This window comes from Pseudomonas sp. TE12508, assembly GCF_056279485.1.
The window spans coordinates 139,106-157,090 of sequence record NZ_JBWCCN010000009.1 but is presented as its reverse complement, the minus strand read 5'-3'; the positions used below and the strand labels follow the sequence as shown (position 1 = coordinate 157,090).

At 58.6% G+C, this 17,985-nt stretch carries 20 protein-coding genes; 8 read left to right on the top strand and 12 right to left on the bottom strand.

What is annotated here, in order from left to right; all coding sequences use genetic code 11:
• Positions 1-97: 97 nt before the first annotated feature.
• The 4 genes from ACZ9IM_RS14655 to mhpA all read right to left on the bottom strand — a co-directional run bounded on the left by ACZ9IM_RS14655 (position 98) and on the right by mhpA (position 4,521).
• The gene (locus ACZ9IM_RS14655) at positions 98-1,189 is read right to left on the bottom strand and encodes a VOC family protein (protein WP_427623139.1); all 1,092 of its coding nucleotides are present in this window, start codon (positions 1,187-1,189) and stop codon (positions 98-100) included.
• A gap of 83 nt (positions 1,190-1,272) precedes the next feature.
• The gene (locus ACZ9IM_RS14650) at positions 1,273-1,887 is read right to left on the bottom strand and encodes a TetR/AcrR family transcriptional regulator (RefSeq protein WP_427623138.1); all 615 of its coding nucleotides are present in this window, start codon (positions 1,885-1,887) and stop codon (positions 1,273-1,275) included.
• A gap of 328 nt (positions 1,888-2,215) precedes the next feature.
• Entirely contained in the window at positions 2,216-2,860 is a 645-nt protein-coding gene (locus ACZ9IM_RS14645; protein WP_427623137.1) for a TetR/AcrR family transcriptional regulator, read from the bottom strand.
• Between the two features lie 2 nt (positions 2,861-2,862).
• The gene (mhpA, locus tag ACZ9IM_RS14640) at positions 2,863-4,521 is read right to left on the bottom strand and encodes a bifunctional 3-(3-hydroxy-phenyl)propionate/3-hydroxycinnamic acid hydroxylase MhpA (RefSeq protein WP_476224311.1); all 1,659 of its coding nucleotides are present in this window, start codon (positions 4,519-4,521) and stop codon (positions 2,863-2,865) included.
• 232 nt (positions 4,522-4,753) lie between these two features.
• Between mhpA and ACZ9IM_RS14635 the strand changes: the two genes are divergently transcribed.
• The 3 genes from ACZ9IM_RS14635 to ACZ9IM_RS14625 all read left to right on the top strand — a co-directional run bounded on the left by ACZ9IM_RS14635 (position 4,754) and on the right by ACZ9IM_RS14625 (position 7,351).
• Positions 4,754-5,545: an XRE family transcriptional regulator gene (locus tag ACZ9IM_RS14635; RefSeq protein ID WP_476224310.1), complete on the top strand. Its 792-nt coding sequence runs from the start codon at positions 4,754-4,756 to the stop codon at positions 5,543-5,545.
• Positions 5,546-5,653: 108 nt separating this feature from the next.
• Positions 5,654-6,199 (top strand): hypothetical protein, encoded by a 546-nt coding sequence (locus ACZ9IM_RS14630; RefSeq protein WP_476224309.1) that lies wholly within the window; start codon positions 5,654-5,656, stop codon positions 6,197-6,199.
• Positions 6,200-6,676: 477 nt separating this feature from the next.
• Positions 6,677-7,351, top strand: coding sequence for a polysaccharide lyase family 7 protein (locus tag ACZ9IM_RS14625; protein ID WP_218396217.1), 675 nt, complete (start codon positions 6,677-6,679; stop codon positions 7,349-7,351).
• A gap of 53 nt (positions 7,352-7,404) precedes the next feature.
• On the opposite strand, the gene ACZ9IM_RS14620 is transcribed toward ACZ9IM_RS14625, so the two are convergent.
• Positions 7,405-7,665 carry a DUF3079 domain-containing protein gene (locus ACZ9IM_RS14620; RefSeq protein WP_476224351.1) on the bottom strand — a complete coding sequence of 87 codons (261 nt, stop codon included), beginning with the start codon at positions 7,663-7,665 and terminating at the stop codon, positions 7,405-7,407.
• 158 nt (positions 7,666-7,823) lie between these two features.
• On the opposite strand from ACZ9IM_RS14620, the gene ACZ9IM_RS14615 reads away from it, so the two are divergent.
• From ACZ9IM_RS14615 to ACZ9IM_RS14595, 5 genes are all read left to right on the top strand, one after another.
• Positions 7,824-8,183: a hypothetical protein gene (locus tag ACZ9IM_RS14615; protein ID WP_476224308.1), complete on the top strand. Its 360-nt coding sequence runs from the start codon at positions 7,824-7,826 to the stop codon at positions 8,181-8,183.
• An 87-nt stretch (positions 8,184-8,270) separates the two neighbouring features.
• Positions 8,271-8,801 carry an iron transporter gene (locus ACZ9IM_RS14610; protein WP_427623131.1) on the top strand — a complete coding sequence of 177 codons (531 nt, stop codon included), beginning with the start codon at positions 8,271-8,273 and terminating at the stop codon, positions 8,799-8,801.
• A complete protein-coding gene (locus ACZ9IM_RS14605) occupies positions 8,802-9,134 on the top strand; it encodes a cupredoxin domain-containing protein (RefSeq protein WP_476224307.1) in 333 nt (110 codons plus the stop codon).
• Positions 9,135-9,156: 22 nt separating this feature from the next.
• Complete coding sequence (locus ACZ9IM_RS14600) at positions 9,157-10,011, top strand: FTR1 family iron permease (RefSeq protein WP_476224306.1); 855 nt, start codon at positions 9,157-9,159, stop codon at positions 10,009-10,011.
• Entirely contained in the window at positions 9,999-11,378 is a 1,380-nt protein-coding gene (locus tag ACZ9IM_RS14595) for a 4Fe-4S binding protein (protein WP_476224305.1), read from the top strand. Before ACZ9IM_RS14600 ends, ACZ9IM_RS14595 begins: the two co-directional genes overlap by 13 nt.
• Positions 11,379-11,393: 15 nt before the next feature.
• On the opposite strand, the gene ACZ9IM_RS14590 is transcribed toward ACZ9IM_RS14595, so the two are convergent.
• The 7 genes from ACZ9IM_RS14590 to narJ all read right to left on the bottom strand — a co-directional run bounded on the left by ACZ9IM_RS14590 (position 11,394) and on the right by narJ (position 17,983).
• Positions 11,394-12,089: an anaerobic ribonucleoside-triphosphate reductase activating protein gene (locus ACZ9IM_RS14590; protein WP_176466953.1), complete on the bottom strand. Its 696-nt coding sequence runs from the start codon at positions 12,087-12,089 to the stop codon at positions 11,394-11,396.
• Positions 12,086-12,253: an anaerobic ribonucleoside-triphosphate reductase gene (gene nrdD / locus ACZ9IM_RS14585; RefSeq protein ID WP_017338867.1), complete on the bottom strand. Its 168-nt coding sequence runs from the start codon at positions 12,251-12,253 to the stop codon at positions 12,086-12,088. Before nrdD ends, ACZ9IM_RS14590 begins: the two co-directional genes overlap by 4 nt.
• A 32-nt stretch (positions 12,254-12,285) precedes the next feature.
• Positions 12,286-14,301, bottom strand: coding sequence for a ribonucleoside triphosphate reductase (locus ACZ9IM_RS14580; RefSeq protein WP_476224304.1), 2,016 nt, complete (start codon positions 14,299-14,301; stop codon positions 12,286-12,288).
• A gap of 265 nt (positions 14,302-14,566) precedes the next feature.
• Complete coding sequence (gene moaA, locus ACZ9IM_RS14575; protein WP_476224303.1) at positions 14,567-15,559, bottom strand: GTP 3',8-cyclase MoaA; 993 nt, start codon at positions 15,557-15,559, stop codon at positions 14,567-14,569.
• A gap of 25 nt (positions 15,560-15,584) precedes the next feature.
• Entirely contained in the window at positions 15,585-16,544 is a 960-nt protein-coding gene (locus tag ACZ9IM_RS14570) for a peptidylprolyl isomerase (RefSeq protein WP_476224302.1), read from the bottom strand.
• A gap of 10 nt (positions 16,545-16,554) precedes the next feature.
• The gene (gene narI / locus ACZ9IM_RS14565; protein ID WP_192343689.1) at positions 16,555-17,235 is read right to left on the bottom strand and encodes a respiratory nitrate reductase subunit gamma; all 681 of its coding nucleotides are present in this window, start codon (positions 17,233-17,235) and stop codon (positions 16,555-16,557) included.
• On the bottom strand, positions 17,228-17,983 hold the full coding sequence (gene narJ / locus ACZ9IM_RS14560; RefSeq protein ID WP_102614424.1) for a nitrate reductase molybdenum cofactor assembly chaperone: 756 nt from the start codon (positions 17,981-17,983) through the stop codon (positions 17,228-17,230). Before narJ ends, narI begins: the two co-directional genes overlap by 8 nt.
• Positions 17,984-17,985 lie beyond the last annotated feature (2 nt).

Here is a 17,985-nt window from a genome sequence, read left to right as displayed (position 1 = left end):
AACGCTGTAGACCAACGAGCCGCCGGCGATCAAGGCGCCGGCTTTGAGCACATCCCGACGGCCATACCTGGTTGCATTGCCTGACATGGCGGCAGCTCTACCCGAACATCCGCATGAGTGTTATCAACTTGCGAATGCTCAAGTCCGGACTGCGTCGCAGGTTGCGCAACAGCGCGCGCAGATTGGCCAGGCTCATCTTCGGTTTTGTAAAACGCTTGGGCATGCGCTGCCCCCACTGCGCCATTGCCTCGGGGCTCACGGGATGAATGCCCGTAGGCTGTGCAGCCGTGAAAATATCCCCGTCGCAGTAATGCTCGTGCTTATCGCCCCAAGGGTCTTGCCAGTAATCGAAGATCTGACTGCCCAGAATGTGTCGGCCGATGCCCCATGAGTGCACCCAACCGCGCTCGCGCAGGACGCGCTGCCCCATGCCCACAGCGTCTGCATCGACGACCTCATAGGCGCTATGGCTATAGGTCGCCATGAACCCTTGCGCTATCGCGAGCGTATGGTGATCCGCAGGAGTGTCACCAAGGTCAAGGCGCATAAAGGTGACAATAGGTGTGCCATCGGGGAGTACCTGCACATCGCTGGGAATCAACCCGAAATGCTTCGCATACCAGGCACAGGTCGCCTGGTAGTCGGCCACTTCGATGACGATGTGGCCCAGCTTGAGGACTTCAGCCGGAGCGATCGGCGGGCGCTGCGTGGCGTTGATTCGCGGTTGCTCCTGCGCCAGATTCCAGGAAAGAGGAGCTCTGTGTCCCAGCGTTACACCTGCCGTCTGGTCGCAAACAGCTTCCACGATGAAGCCGGAAGGATCGGTGAGTTTGACGCAATACCCACCACCAGGATGTTCTGATTTTTCTACCAATGACGCGCCTGGGATGCGCGTCAGTTTCTCCAGATCCTTGAGCGACTGGACGGCCAGTCCGAACCCGACAAAACGTGCATGTTCTGCACGATGGACACGGTAACAATATGCAGTGGGGACGGTGGCGCGCAGGTAAAGCGTATCGGCGTCCTGCTGACTTACCGACAGGCCGAAGTCGGTCAGGAACCGCGCCGCCTCGTTCAAGTCCGGCCGTTGAAAGATCAGGTGGGTCAGATCCTGGGCCTTCACCGTCGGTTGCGGATGCCGGGCAGGTTGTGGTGTCGCTAACCGGGGCATTTCATTTTTGTGGGTCATTGTTCTTGTTTTCCGGTTTTCAGGGTAAAGCCGTCCCCGCACCCCTGAAAATCCAGGGATGTCTGGTTGACTCGGTTAATGAATCAGTCGAGGGAAGGCAGTGCTGGCAACTCGGTGGTCGCCAGCGCTCTAGCCTCTTCGGGCGGTACGCCCAATGCCCGCAGCACCAGCTCGGCCGTGTCAGAGCCCGATTCGCGCCAGGTTCTGTGGCCTTCCAGCACCAGGAAAATCGAGCCCAGGACACTGCTCGATATCAGCGTCAGTACCGAGAGCAATTGCCCCTTTTCAAACGTGTACCGCCCACTGGACAGTCCGCCCAGAAGATCGGTCGTCGCTTGGCTGCTGAACATTTCGCGCAACGAAGCATTGCTCATGGCGAATTTATGGATGAACGCCCCCCATTGAGAGTCTTCGTGCGCTCGACGAATGAACAATCGAATGCCATTGGCAAGGCGCTGAGCCGGATCAGAAAGGGAATTGAAGCTCTTGTTGACGCGCTCATGCATCTCCTTGGCGAGATGGCTGGCGACTGCCTCGAACAGGCTTTCCATGTTGTCGATGTTGCTATAGACCGTTCCGCGCGCCACGCCTGCCTCTTGTGCGAGGTCAAGAATGTTCACTTGTGTGGTGCCTCTTTCAGCGAACAGGCGAAAGGCGGCTTGATGAATACGGCGCTGTGTTGGATTCAGGGATTCCACGGTTCTCTCTCCAGGATTACCTTATGGCCCAATTGAACACGCGTGTTCATTCGCAGTCAACAACGTTTTTTGATTAAAAAGCTTTCCTTCGATAAAAACCGTTATGCGCCTTATAAATTCTGGGCGTCGCGAGCGACATCAAAGTCAATGAAGGCCCTTCAGAATCGACACAAATGAACACGCATGTTCAGGTCAAGCCGTAACACCACAGCGCCTGATTTTGCGATCGCGCACGATCGAACGCAGCCTTCGGCAGCTGCTACGGGGAATGCACGAAGCCAGAAAGTCCTTCTTATCGGCATTGAGGCCTAGCGGGTCGAGGATGACATCAGGGTAGCGGCTTACCAGCGATTTTCTTGGCTCTGGCAGGTGTTACGCCCAGCGCCTTGAGAATCATCTCGGCAACCCGCAGATCGTGCTCCGCCACCACACGCCCTTCGACAACCGAACGCATGGCTCCGGTTGTGCACGATACGACCATGTCCAGGGCGATCCCTTCGTCTTCATAAGCGAAAGTCCCCGCGCGCAGCCCTTCACGCAAGTCGCCCAGCACATGGGCGGCCAAGCGCGAGCGCATGGTCTGATCGGAATGGATGATGCGCAGCAGTGCGTTAGCCCATTGATGGTCGTACGCGGCCCGGCAGATGAACATGCGCACGCCTATCGAAAGCCGCTGTGCACCGCAGTGTACGTCCGAGCTCAGGGCGGAAATGGCATCGGAGAACTCGCTCGCCATGGCGATGCCAACCGCCTCGAGGACTTCGTCACGCGTTCGAAAATAGTTGTAGATGGTTCCGTTGGAAACCGCGGCCTCCGCGGCGACATCGAGCAGTGCAATCTCCCCCACTTCCTTGCGTGCGACCAGACGCAACGCCGCTTCCACCAGGCCGCGACGGGTGCGTTCCCGCTTCTTGTGGCCTCGAGTGAGAGGCTCTTGCTCAGTTGCTTCTGAAGGAAAAATGGGGGAAGGCATCTTCACGCTCTTAATCGAGGAGGCTCGTTGATGGTAATGGAAACGCTGTCGGCCGTGGAATCGGCGCTACCCATCAGGATCAGGCAGTCTCGAACCAGGCTGCCTGCCTCCGCGCCGGGAGCGTGGTGCATGATGATACCGTCGGGGCGGATCGCGACGAGCGTGCCTTTGGCAGCCAGCGGCAGGATGTCATGGTTCAAGTCTTCGATGAAGTCGCAAGCGCTGTCGGAGCGCTGACCGCAGGACCCTATCTGCAAGAAGTGACCTCCCATCCTTGTCCAGGAAAAGACCTCGGTGGCGCTCAGCAGTGCCAACGGGTCGACACCGAATCCGACCAGGGTCAGGTTGTGTCCAAGCGCATCGTCGCTCAGCTGGATCTGCTGTTGCGTGTTGCGAACCCAGGCCTGGGGAAACAGGCTGCCACGCACCAGTTTGTCGCCACGACGATGACGCATGAACAGACCGTTTTTGAAGATGTTCTTCGGTTTGATGTCCAGTTGTTCGAAGTACTTTCTGGAAGCGGGAGTCAACGCCAGCGCGCGCATCATTGCGTGGATGAAGAAAGCGGCGACCTTGTTTCTTGGCATCACCAGACGGCCCATGAGTTTTGCCAGATTGATCATCGCCTGGGCATGGGGGCGGCGCTCTACGTCATAGGTATCGAGTACTGAAGGCGCGGCTTGGCCGTGAAGGACCCAGGCCAGTTTCCAGGCGAGGTTGGCGCCATCTCGAAGCCCCGCTACGAGACCTTGCCCAACAAAGGGGGGAGTAATGTGGGCTGCATCCCCGACAAGAAAAGTTCGCCCCTTGCTGAATCTGTTGCAGCAACGTGCGTGGAATCGATACACGGCCTTGCGCTCGATTTCCAGCTCCTGCGGATTGATCCATGGCGCAATCAGCCGGGCGATGCTTTCCGGGCTTTCCAGCTCTTCCCGGGATTCGCCTGGGTGCAGCATGAACTCCCAACGCTCCCTTCCGCCGGGAGCGGGCATGTGCGGCGTTGGGCGCTTTGGATCACAGAGAAACTCAACGTGATCAATGGCGGACTTATGCCGGTTTTTTACATCGACAATCAGCCAATCCTCTGCATAGGTTTGTCCTTCGAATTCCTGGCCGATCAAGGCCCTGACCCTGGAGCTGGCACCATCCGCACCGACCAGGTATCGGGCACGAATGAAATGCAGATGGCCGTCCTGATCCCGCACGGAGGCGACGACACAATCCGATTCCTCGACCAGATTCTCGAGCTCGAAGCCACCCAGGCTGGTCACTGACTTCAGCCCGCAGACCTGTTTACGCATCGCGTGTTCGAGGTCGGGTTGATAGAACGTCACCAGTTTGGGGTGGCCGTCGATGCACCCGGCGGTGTTGGCCCGACTGAATTGCCCGAGGACCGGGGAGTGCATCTTCACTTCAGGGATAACGATCTTCTCGAAAGCATCTTCCGACAATCCGGCGAGTTGCAGGATGCGAAGCGCCTCGTTGTCCAGAGCAATGGCACGAGGCATTAGCAGGACCTCATGGGTCTTGTCCAATACCAGTGTCTTTACTCCATAGCGGCCGAGCAGCGCCGCGATTGTCGCCCCTACCGGGCCGTTACCGACGACCAGCACATCGACGGCGGCGGGAGGCAGTTGCGAAGCTTTTTTGTTGTTGTTCATCTCGAGCCCTTGTTGTGATTGAAGTCGTGAGACGCGCCGGTCTCATCGTCAGGCAAGGTCAAGGTATGTAAAATTGAGACATATTTCAATATTGAAATTTTCGTCATAACCATGACGAGATCATTACCGCCCAGACACCCCCCATGCATCACAGCAGAATTACTTTCGTGAGCTAGAAACTACTAGCAGCGCTACTTGCAGAAATATCAGTTCTGCTAATACTCTTGTCGCCATGAAAACACGCCGCCCACTTACCCCTGAAGAAATCGCCGAGAGCACAAGGCTCAAGGCTATTTACGACCAGCGAAAGTCTGCCGCCAAAGCGGCTGGATCAAATCTCACTCAAGCGGATGTGGCCGAGGTCTGCGGATGGTCTGGCCAAAGCGCCTTCAGTCAGTACGCAACCGGCAAGGTTCCACTGAACGTCGAGGCACTCCTGAAACTGGCAAAAGCCTTGCGCTTCGATGCCAGCGAAGTGAGCCCACGCCTGATGTCGACGGTTGCAAGCGTCCAGTCTTCCGAGCGCATCCAGCCAAGCGTATTGATGTCGGACATCCAGCCTTGGGATGACGACACTCCCCTGGATGACGATGAGGTCTACGTTCCCTTCCTCCGTGAAGTGGAACTGGCGGCCGGATCAGGCCGTTTCGTGATTGAGGAGAGCGACACTGCCCGGCTGCGCTTTTTCAAGAAGGACCTTCGCCATAACAGCGTTCAGTTCAGCAACGCGAAGTGCGTGGTTGTCAGCGGCAACAGCATGCTGCCAGTGCTGCGTGACGGCGCAACCGTAGGCATCAACGTCGGCAAGAGCTCACTGGGCGATATCGTTGACGGCGACATGTACGCCATCAACCACAACGGTCAGCTACGAGTGAAGCAGGTTTACCGCCTACCGACGGGCATCCGCCTGCGCAGCTTCAATCGCGACGAGCATCCGGATGAGGACTACACCTTTGCAGAAGTTCAGGAACAGCAAATCGTGATCCTGGGCCACGTGTTCTGGTGGGGAATGTTTGCCCGCTGATTGACGTTCACATGCCCGGTAGGCGATGTATACGCAATGATGTGCCCGGACTGGCAACGGTCAGCAGTTTTATGAAAGCAACCCACTCTTTATGGATACGGAAATTCAATGAAAAACCCTAAGCTTTTGTTCTCCCTGTCATGCGCCATTGCCATCTCGCTGCTGAGCGGCTGTGCAGCTTCCGTAAAAAGCGGCGGCACTGAAACGCTGGCAATCCAGGAATCAGCCAAGCAAAACCTGGTCGTTAACTTCCAAGGGAATAGCAAGGTTCTGCAGAACGAAGACTGGCCTCGCTTAAAACAGGAATGGAATGCGGCCCTGCAAAACGAAGCTACTCGAGCGGGCTACAGCCTTACTGAGACTCAGGCATTAAGCCCCTCTGGCAAAGACGGTGTGGACATCAAGATCAACGTGACCAACTTTCGATACCTGACGCCAGGTGCGCGCTACGGCGCGGGCGTGATGGTCGGTAACGCCTGGGTCAACTCAAGCGCAGATTACTCAGACTTGAAGTCGGGCCGCCTGATTGGCACCCGGACCTATGACACGTCATCGTCTGCGTGGGAGGGTGTCATGTCAGCCATGACCAAAGAGCAGGTTGAAGCTATTGCGCAGCAAATCATAAGCGACATTAAAAACGCCAAGGCGAAGTAACCCGACAGTTAAGCCTTTGTGGCGAGCGAGCTTGCTCCGGGCGGCGTTCCGACGCTGGGCTGCGTAGCGGCCCCAAAAATCCGATAACAATCACCGGATTTTGTGAGTGCTGCGCACTCAAGCGCGAGCATGCCTCCCTCGCCACAGGTTTCTCACTGACTCAAGACTCTCTTAAGTGACCAGCATTGCGCCTAGCGCAGGTGTTTCTACGCCCAACCAAAATATTATTAGCAGTGCTATTTACATTAAATATAAGCACTGCTACTTTTATTTTCAAGGATCGAAAGTCGCACCGCTCTTTAGATCTGCGACGGCGGACGAGGCGCTGACCGAACGGATACATGACCCGGAACGCGAGCAACAACGAAAGCATCACTTCTGCCCATTCACTGAGTGGGCAGTGGGATGTAGGCCTACATCAAACGAAAGGCTCAACGGAGCAAAAGGTGACATCAACATGAATTAAGGAAAATGACCATGACCGTAGATATCAGCAACTACACAATCGCTACACCGCTTCCGATCTCCGAGACCAACCCCATCGCACTTGAGCTCATCGGCTGGCGGGCACTGCTTGAATGCCCGGAAGTCATTTCGATGCTTCCAGATGGCTCGCTGCAAATGACGGCACCGACGCTCGGCGCTTCGAGCAAAAGCACGCAGCGGACTCGTTGCGAGTGGAAAGAGCCGGGTTATTGGCTGTTCGCCAGCGCTGCTGACCATTGGAACCGCCAAGAAATGCGCCTGACGAAGGTTAACTCGCTGCAGAAGGTCGTGATCGGCCAGATTCATGTGCAGGGCTCAGAGCGACCACCGGTGAAAGTGTTTTGGAACAAAGGCCGAATCACCATGGGGTTCCGGTCGAGTTATCTTCAAGAAGACCCGGTGAACACGACGGTTCTTGAAGACGTGCCGCTCGGGGCACTGTTCAAAATCAACATTCACGCCAATTCGAGCGGCGCGGTCTCCGTTTCGGCGAGCTGTAACGGGGTCAAATCGACCTCCGCAATCATGCGTCTCGACAACACCTGGGACACGAAAACGCTGGCCTTCCACGGCGGTGTGTACAACCAGATCGATTACTCCGACACCACCGACCCCGAAGACGGTTCGGTGTGCATCATCAGCGACCTTTCCATCACCCACGCTTGATATCGCGCAGCCTGTAGGGGTCAGCGGTGCGGCGATCGACGCACCGCTGGCTCCTACGAAAAGCGGATCAACGCTTTGCGTGCAGCGCACGCATCAGGCAGTGATTGAAAGTCATCCACCCCCTTGTCTGTAGTAATGACCGCATCAAGGCCCCAGTCGCCAGGCAGATGCCAATCCTCTCCAAACATCTCCGCCGGATGCATCGTCCGTTCGGAACCATTGCCGCACGCCAGGGACTTCGCCGGACAATACAGGTCGCATCCCCAGCAGATCCGTTCGGGGTGCTTGGGGTTGACGGGGAAGTTCTTGGCCATGCCGATCTCCGATGATTGAGTGGCGTTCTTCCAACCTACAGCCCTTGCCCAATGCCAGCCTTGATACATATCAAGAATCGACATCAAACGACTCTTCTCCCCCATCGCGATCCTGCAGCTAAGCTTCTAACGGCTGAACAGACCAGGAGTCGCCGCTCATGCTCAATAAGAATCCTTTCCCAAGCGTTGGGGCCCCGGACCATCCAACCCTGTCGACATGGGACGATCAAAACGCCGCAACATCCATCGATGGCGAGGCGTTTACCGCCCCGCCCGCCTTGACCAACGCCGAGCTGGTTCACTTGCGTGTCCGGGTGATTGCCTTGGAAAACCTGGTCATCGCGCTGCTGGCAGAAGGTTCGGAACGTCAGCTCGCCATTGCCCGGGACATGGCCGACTACATTTCCCCCAGACCCGGTTTTACCCAGCATCCCTTGACCGTTCATGCGGCGGCACAGATGACCCACAGCGTCGATCGCGCCCAGCGATTTCGCCAACGTGACGAGCCAACCGTTTAATTGCTCAAAACTTGATAACAATCATTATTGTTCGCAGCAAAGCTTCCTAGACTCGGGCTCCTACTCGTCAGTGTTCAGGAAGCTATTATGCGTACCCCTTTTTCGCTATCACTCGCCCTGCTCTTGCTATCGCCGCTGGCTCACGCCAAGGAATACCCGATCGGGGAACCACAGTTGTGTCCCGGGCTGGAAGTCGGGGCGGTGTATTTGCAGCCGATAGAAATGGCACCTGCGGGGATGATGCGCGCCACGGCGGATTCTGACGTCCACCTAGAAGCCGATATTCGCGCCACCGCGGACAATCGCCAAGGCTTTCAGGAAGGCAGTTTCGTGCCTTACCTCAATGTCTCGTTCAACTTGAGCAGAGCGGGCAACCCGGACGAAATCAAGGGCGACTTCCATGCCATGGTCGCCAATGATGGCCCGCACTATGGCGACAATGTGAAGCTGCTGGGACCGGGTAAATATCGGCTGACCTTCACCGTCCTGCCACCTGGCGGTCACGGCTCCCTTGGGCGCCATACCGATAAGGAAACCGGTGTAGCGCCCTGGTTCGAACGCTGCGAACTGCACTACGAATTCATCTACGCCGGCATCGGTAAAAAAGGCGGCTATTGAATGAAGCGCCTGCGCATTGCCTGGCTGATCCTCGCCGGAGCCGTCGTGCCAGTGACGGCTTATGCCCAGTTACCCAGCTTTGAGCTGAGCCTTCGCGATGGCCACTTCACGCCTGCCCTGCTGGAGGTGCCGGCCGGACAGCGCTTCAAGATCATCCTGAAGAACGTCGGCCAAGGTCCGGCCGAGTTCGAGAGCACGCCGTTGCGGGTTGAAAAAGTCTTGTCGCCGGGCGTGACAACCTTCGTGGTCATTCACCCCCTGAGGCCCGGTCACTACCCCTTTTTTGACGAGTTCAATCCGCAATTGCCCGAGGGCGGCATCCTCGCGAAATAACCTGTTAGCGCACGGAGCTTCCATGAATCAATCAATGTTCATCGTCTGGCGCGAAAGCGTCGAGGCGTTGCTGGTGATCGGTATTCTCCAGGCTTGGGCCAGCCAGCAAGGCCAACGTAATCGGCTGGTCAAATTCCTCTGGGCGGGTGTGGTGCTGGGGTTGATGCTCTCGGGCCTGCTGGCGGTGTTGATTCTGTTTGCCGGTGAGGCCATGAACGGGTCGGCCAGCGAATGGTTCCAGGCCACACTTGCGTTGGTTGCGAGCCTGTTGATGGTGCAGATGGTGGGCTGGATGCATCGCCACGGACGCAGCCTCAACCACGATTTGCGACGACACGCCGATAGCCACCTGGCTCGGCAAGGGGGCGCAGGTCTATTACTGCTGGCCATGCTCGCGATCAGCCGCGAAGGCAGCGAAACGGTGGTTTTTCTCTATGGCGCCGGCGCCCGGTTGCGAGGTCCGCAGCTCGGTTTGTTTGCCGTCGGCGGCGTGTTGGGACTGGTGCTGTCGGCGCTGACCATCACGCTGCTGCACAGCAGTCGCCGATTCATTTCATGGCAGCGATTCTTTGCCATCAGCGAAGTTATCCTGCTCATGCTCGGCGCAGCGTTGCTGGTCAGCGGCACCGAACGAATCGGCGGCCAACTGCTCGCCCTGGATTTGCCGGACGTGGTTTACAGCCTCATTGGCGAAGCGCTTTGGGATAGCAGCACGTTGCTGAACGACAGCCACGGATTGGGTGGTTTTCTTGCCGGGTTCGCCGGTTATCGGGCAAGCCCCAGTGGCCTGACCTTGTTGGTGTGGATCGGTTATTGGCTGGCGGTCGGCGGCTGGCTACGGCAACGGACTGCGGAAAACCTGCCATGCCCGACCTGAGCCGGCGCAATCGATGGCTCCAGCGCCTGGGCGACGGGATGCGTCGCCATGCGCCCGTCATCCGTGCGGTGCAGTGGGCTGTTGTAGTGTTTTACGCGGTGCTGTTGGTGACCCCGGCGCTGTTGCCGCTGCCAGACAGCCAGGCACGGATACTCGACAACCTGACCTTGCTCGCGCAGTTTCTATTCTGGGGGATCTGGTGGCCGTTCGTGTTGCTGTCGATGGTGTTCTTCGGCCGACTCTGGTGTGGCGTTCTGTGCCCGGAAGGTTCGCTCAGCGAATGGGCCAGCCATTACGGTAAAGGCCTGGGTGTGCCGCGCTGGTTGCGTTGGGGCGGCTGGCCAACATTGGCGTTCTGCCTGACGACCCTCTACGGCCAATTGATCAGCGTCTATGACTACGCCCAGGCCGCGCTGTTGATTCTGGGCGGTTCGACCGTCGCGGCGGTCATCGTCGGGTTGTTGTTCGCCCGGGGCAAGCGGGTCTGGTGCCGTTACCTGTGCCCGGTCAGCGGCGTTTTCGCCCTGCTCGCAAGGCTAGCCCCCGTGCACTTTCAGGTCGATGAACAACGCTGGCTAGAAAATTCCGCACCACGCCTGCCGCCGCCCAACTGCGCTCCCCTGCTCGATATCCGCCGCCTGCAAGGCGCCAGTGATTGCCACGCCTGCGGACGCTGCAGCGGGCAACGCGGTGCCGTTCAACTGATCGCCCGCTCCAGCAATCAGGAGATTCTTCACGCGACGGCGCAGACGCTGTCCCCTTGGGATACGCGTTTGCTGCTGTTCGGCGTGATCGGTTTGGCCATGGGCGCGTTTCAGTGGACGGTCAGCCCATGGTTTGTCGCCCTCAAACAATCCCTGGCCCAGTGGCTGGTCGAACACAACCAGTTCTGGGCCCTGCAGGACAACGCCCCCTGGTGGCTGCTGACCCATTACCCGCAGCTCAACGACAGCTTTAGCTGGCTCGACGGTTTCAGCATCGTCGCTTACCTGAGTTTGAGTTCGATTGTGCTCGGCACGGCGTTGATGCTGCTTCTGCGTCTGACGGCCCGACTGGCGAGAGATCGCACACTGTATTGGCCCTTGGCGCTGACACTCACGCCCCTGGGGGGTGCCGGCCTGTTTCTCGGGCTGTCGGCCACCACCGTCAAATTACTGCGTTATGAAGGCCTGCTGCTGGAGTGGGTACAACCGGCCAGGGCCTGTCTGCTATTGGCCGCGATGGGCTGGAGCCTGCTACTGGGTTGGAAACGGCTGAGTCGCGAAAAACTTTCCCAGGTGCGACGCGGGTCCGCCATCGCTTGCCTGCTCCTGGCCGAAGGCATGGTGGGATTTGGCTGGTGGTTGCAATTCTGGGGCTGGGCTTGAGTTCCCCAGCCCCCGTTATCCCCGCAACACGAAGGCTGGAAACAACTCGCGCATGGCCTCCCACAACTCTGGCAGCAACGCTTGAGCCGAAACGCTCGGCAACAGCGGATCGAACATCCGCTCGGTGCGAACCAGTTGCACGGCAAAGCGTTTGACGCCAAGCGCATTCAAGCGTTTGGCCAGGATCAGCAGACGCGCCGGTTCGAACAGATGCCAATGCACCGTGGTGCGACATTCGTAGTCGACACCACTGGCCAGCAGATGCTCGAGGCTGCGCCAGTTAGCGGTTCCGCTTCCCTCGACCCGGGTGATGGCCTGGCAATCCTCGGGCAACGCCTTGACATCGAAACCGACCCAATCCGCGCCGGTCAGTGCCTTGGCGAACGCCGCCGGCTTGATGCCGGCGCTGTGCAAGCCGATGCGAAATCCCATGTCCCGCACTTCATCCATGGCACCGAGCAAACCGTCCTGCAGAGTCGGTTCACCACCGCTGAACACCACGGCATCAAGCAGGTCCTGACGACGTTGCAGAAATGCCAACACCCGCCGCCAATCCACTTCCTCACTGCCACGAGGGGGAATCAGCTGCGGGTTATGACAATAACGACAACGCCAGGCGCAACCCTGGCAAAACAGCACGCAGGCGAGCTGTCCCGGATAGTCGATAGTGGTCAGGGGCACCATGCCCCCGACCCGAAGCATTCGACTCATTGGCGCCCGGCCAGTGCCGCGCTTTCAGTGAAGTGCACCCGCTCGCGGTGCTCCGACTGTTTACCCGGATTGAACGCCGACACAGGACGGTGATAACCCATCACCCGGGTCCAGACTTCGCAGCGTTGACGTTGAGCCTGGGGCAGTGTTTGTGATGCAGTCATGGTGAAGCTCCTTGCGGTTGAGTGGATCGAAATCAGTGAACGGTGCCGAGCTTCTGCTCTTGCAGCAGCAGGACCTCGTCACATTTGGGGCAGAACTCATGTTCGCCATCGAGGTAGCCGTGCACCGGGCAGATCGAGAACGTCGGGGTCACGGTCAGGTACGGCAGGCGGAAGCGGCCAAGGGCTTTGCGCACCAGTTGCTTGCAAGCCTGGGTCGAGGAAATCCGCTCGGCCATGTACAGGTGCAGGACCGTGCCGCCGGTGTACTTGCATTGCAGTTCGTCTTGAAGTTCCAGGGCCTCGAAGGGGTCTTCGGTGTAGCCCACGGGCAGTTGCGAGGAGTTGGTGTAATACGGCGCCTGCACACTGCCGGCCTGGAGAATGTCCGGATAGCGCTTGAGGTCTTCCTTGGCGAAGCGGTAGGTCGTGCCCTCGGCCGGCGTTGCTTCCAGGTTGTACATGTGGCCGGTTTCTTCCTGGAATCGCAGCAACGTGGCACGCACATGATCGAGCATCTTCAAGGCAAACTGCCGGCCGTGCTCGGTGTGCATGCCCTCCTCGTCGCCGCTGAAATTGCGCAACATTTCATGCATACCGTTGAGGCCGATGGTGGAAAAATGGTTGCGCAAGGTGCCCAGGTAACGCTTGGTGTACGGGTATAAACCGGCGTCCATGTGGTGCTGAATGACTTTGCGCTTGACCTCCAGGCTCTCCATCGCCAGTTCCATCAGCGTGTCCAGGCGCTGCAACAAACCGCTGGTGTTGCCCTTGAACACATAGCCCAGACGGGCGCAGTTGATGGTGACCACGCCGAGCGACCCGGTCTGTTCCGCCGAACCGAACAAACCGCCGCCACGCTTGAGCAACTCGCGCACATCGAGTTGCAACCGGCAGCACATCGAACGCACTTGATTGGGCTGCAGATCCGAATTGAGGAAGTTCTGGAAGTAAGGCAAACCGTAACGCGCGGTCATCTCGAACAAGCGATCAGCGTTTTCACTGTCCCACGGAAAATCATGAGTGATGTTGTAGGTCGGGATCGGAAAGGTGAACACTCGCCCTTTCGCATCGCCAGCCTGCATCACCTCGATGTAGGCGCGGTTGAGCAGGTCCATTTCGACTTGCAGGTCGCCATAGGCAAACGGCATTTCCTCCCCGCCGATGACAGGTATCTGCTCACGCAAATCCTGCGGGCACACCCAGTCGAAAGTCAGGTTGGTGAAAGGCGTCTGGGTGCCCCAGCGCGACGGGACGTTGAGGTTATAGATGAACTCCTGGATCGCCTGGCGCACCTCTTGATAACTCAGTTGATCCTTGCGCACATAGGGCGCCAGGTAAGTGTCGAACGAGCTGAACGCCTGAGCACCAGCCCATTCGTTTTGCAGGGTGCCGAGGAAATTCACCATCTGCCCCAAAGCGCTGCTCAAGTGTTTCGGCGGACCGGCTTCGACACGCCCCGGCACGCCATTGAGCCCTTCGTGCAACAGGGTGCGCAGCGACCACCCGGCGCAGTAACCGGCGAGCATGTCGAGGTCATGCACATGCAAGTCCGCCTCGCGGTGGGCCTGGCCGATGGCCTCGCTGTACACCTCGTCCAGCCAGTAGTTGGCAGTGACCTTGCCCGACACGTTCAACACCAGCCCACCCAGGGAATACCCCTGATTGGCGTTGGCCTGAACCCGCCAGTCTTCACGGTCCAGGTACTCGTTCATCGAGGTCGCCACTTCGACCATGGTCCGCCGGTCACGACGCAAACGCCCGTGTTGTTCGCGGTAGACGATGTAGGCCCGCATGGCGAAGAAAAAACCGGCGTCCATCAATACCCGTTCGACACGATCCTGGATCTGCTCGACATGCAGCCTTGGCAGTCCGTCCAGCCGGGCGAGTACCGCCTGAAGCAAACCTTCAACCTCAACCTCGGTGTACTCCCCCGTGGCCTTGCCGGCGGCGATCAACGCCTGACGGATCTTGTCTGCATCGAAGGCGACCAGACTGCCATCACGCTTGTGCAAGCGGTTACATCCAACTGAGATCAGCGTGCTCTGCATTCGGCCTCCAGATACTACATATAGATGTTTATAGACAAACAAACACAACATGCAGTGAAGACTACGGACAAAGGGCTGATCTGCAATTGATCGATATCAAGATTTGGCGGTGAAAAAAACGTCCGATGACGGCAAAAGAAAATCTAATGTGGGAGCGAGCCTGCTCGCGATGACTGCAGCACATTCAACATTGATGTCGACTGTTCTACCGCTATCGCGAGCAGGCTCGCTCCCACATTGGATTTGCTGTGTTTTAAAGATCAGCTCAACCGCCACTCATGTTCATGAACCGCACAATCTGCACCTCCCCTTCAGGACTGAAATCGTGGCGCAACGGCTTGCCGCGCAAGGCCTTCTGCACCGCGTTGATCACAGGCTGATCATCCAGCGGATAACGTCGTAGCAATCCTCTTAAATCCAAGGCATCGTCCTGCCCCAGACACAGCAACAGCTTCCCTTCAACAGTCATCCGCACCCGATTACAGCTGCCACAAAAGTTGTGGCTGTTGGGCGAAATAAAACCGATCCGGGTATCGGGATGGCGTTCCAGGCGCACGTAGCGCGCCGGTCCGCCGCTGTTTTCAGTGCTGTCGAGCAACCGATGCTGGCTGGCGATCAGCGCCCGCACTTCATCGCTTGAACAAAACGATTCGCCCCGGGAACGCCCGACGTCGCCCAACGGCATTTCTTCGATGAAACTGATATCGATGCGCTGATCGATGGCGTATTGCACCAACGCCGGGACTTCATCGAAGTTGCGCCCTTTCATCACCACGCAGTTGAGTTTGATCCGCTCAAACCCCGCGTCCCGCGCCGCTTCGATGCCATTGAGCACCTGATCGAGATCGCCGATGCGGGTGATCGCACGAAACTTCTGCCCGTCCAGGCTATCGAGGCTGATGTTCATCCGCTTGACCCCCGCCTCCGCCAATGGCCGGGCCAGACGGCCCAGTTGCGAGCCGTTGCTGGTCATGACCAGTTCGCGCAAACCGGGCAGCGCGGCGATGCTGCGGCACAGTTCGACAATGCCCGGACGAATCAGCGGTTCGCCACCGGTCAGGCGGATTTTGCGTACGCCCAACCCGACGAACAGCGTTGCCAGACGCTGCAACTCTTCCAGCGTGAGCACCTGCTGACGCGGCAGGAAGGTCATGTTTTTCGCCATGCAATACACACAGCGAAAATCACAACGGTCCGTCACCGACATCCGCAGATAATCGATCTGCCGTCCAAAGCCATCCTGCATTACAGCGTTCATCACATCTCCCGGTTTGCCACGATGCTCACTGCACCAGCGGTGAGTCGGCGCCCTGCAAATGGATACCGCGAATATCCGCCGCACCGATCAGGGTTTGCAGGTACTGCACCAGCGCTTTTTGCCAGACGCCTTGCTGCAACTGCGTGCGGATCGCCGTCGACACCACTTCATAGGGCAACGGCATGCCTTCGATCCGCTGATCGACACTGACCACGTGCCAGCCGTAGCGACTTTCCAGCGGTTTGCTGGCAAGGCCCGGCGCCAGAGTGAACAGCTGACGTTCCAGTTCGGGCACGGTCTGGCCCTTGCTGATCTGCCCCAGGGAACCGCCCTGGGCCTTCGACGGGCAGGCCGAATACTTCACGGCCAGCTCGGCGAAACTACCGGGAAAGTCTTCCAGACGTTGCAGCAGAACTTCCGCCTGATCATGCGCAACGGCGCGCGCCTCGACATCGTCCGGCACACACTCGAGGAGGATGTGCCGAACCGCCAGCAACGGTGCGCTGTGAAAGCGCCCGCGATTGTTTTCGTAGTAGCGCAGGCTGGTTTCTTCGTCGCACTGCGGTACGTGTACCTCGCGTTCGAGCAACAAGCGCGTGGCCGCTTCTTCTTCGTTCTCGCCGGCACCGATCTCCATCGACACGCCGAGTTCGGCAATGCGCTGCTGCAACAACTCGCGAATCACCAACGCCCGGGCGGCCAGGTACACCGCTTCCTCGCGGCTTTCGGCCGGGTGATATTGCAGCTCCTGGGCCATTGCCTCCGGGGTGATCGATACCTCATTGACGCTGATGATCGGCCACTCCTGTTCGCTGCTGGCGATCAACTGCGCCGGGGCGTCATCGGCAGCCGCCGGCTCAACCGGGAGTGCTTCAAACTGCGCCTCTGCGACCGGCGCGATGTCGAGAACGTCCTCGGCTTTTTTGGAAGACCCGCAGCCACCGCTGCCGCCGTTACCACCACCACATCCACATCCACCTGACATGATTGTCTCCTCAGTACTTCTGACGAACGATTTGATAACGACGCCCCAGGTACCAGATCGGTGCGCTGATCATGTGTACGAGACGGGTGAAGGGGAACAGCACAAACAGGGTCAAACCGAGAAACACGTGCAGCTTGTAGGTCAAGCCGACCGGCGCGATGGCCGCCGCCGCTTCCATCGGCCGCAACAGCACGGTGTTCTGCGCCCAATCGGCGAGCATCACCATCACCGAGCCATCCATATGCGCGGTGGACGCCGCAATCGTCAGCAGCCCCAGCAGTAACTGCGCCAGCAGCACCAGCAGAATCAGGATGTCCGAAGGGCTGGAGGTGGCACGTACCCGAGGATCGGTGAGTCGCCGATTGACCAGCATCAACAAGCCGATCAAGCACAGCAGGCCAAAGAACCCGCCGGACACCATGGCCAGTAACTGCTTGTTCTCAGTGCTGATCACGTGGTGATAAACCGACGCTGGCGTCAGCAGGCCGACGAAATGCCCGGCCAGCACGAACAGCACACCGACATGGAACAAGTTGCTCGCCACGCGCATCCCGCGCTGGTTGAGCATCTGGCTCGAACCTGCCTTCCAGCTGTATTGCGACAGGTCGAAGCGTGCCCAACTGCCAATCAGGCAAATGGCCAAAGCGACGTAGGGATAGATCCCGAACAACAACAGATTCCATTTAGACATTACCGACCTCCTTGGCTGGCGCAGCGGCCAACCCTTCATGCTGAAAATCCACCCAGTGCAACGGCACCGCGCTTTCCTCACGGGCCTTGCCCGGTGCGCTAGGCAATGAACTGCAACGGTCCTGCTGTTCGGCCTGGAGGAAGTCCACGGCCTCCTCTTCCCAGATCTTGTCGAGGGCTTCGAGGGAGTCGTCGCGAGGCTCCGCCGCGACTTGCGCCCGCAGGTCGGCGACCGCTTGATGCGGCTCGGCCCCGGCGATTTGCAACAGCGCCCGGAAGCAGCTGGCATAGGCGCTTTCACGCTCTTCCAGGCGCGCCGCGAGCAAGGCCAGCAAGTGCGAAACATCCGCCAGGCCCTCGCGGGCCTCGATGTCTTCGCGGGTGGACAAGAACTCCAGGTACAGCGGGATATAGTCCGGCAGCTCTTTGACGCCGATGGCAAAACCGGCTTCTTCGTATTGCGCCATCATGTCGACCATCGCCTGGCCACGGTCGCGGGACTCGCCGTGCACATGTTCAAACAACAGCAACGACAGCGAACGACCCCGGCCAAACAGCGCACCGTAGTGCTCCTGCCCGTCCATCAGGTCATTGGCGCAGATCAGCTCGAGCAATTCGAACAACGCGCCGCGCTGTTTAGGGCTGATTTCCCGTGACTGGATGATCGCTTTCTCCAGTTCGTCGCGACCGCCAATCAGCGTCTCGGTCGGGTAATCGAGCAGCAGCGAAATCACTTTGAGAATTTGCATGC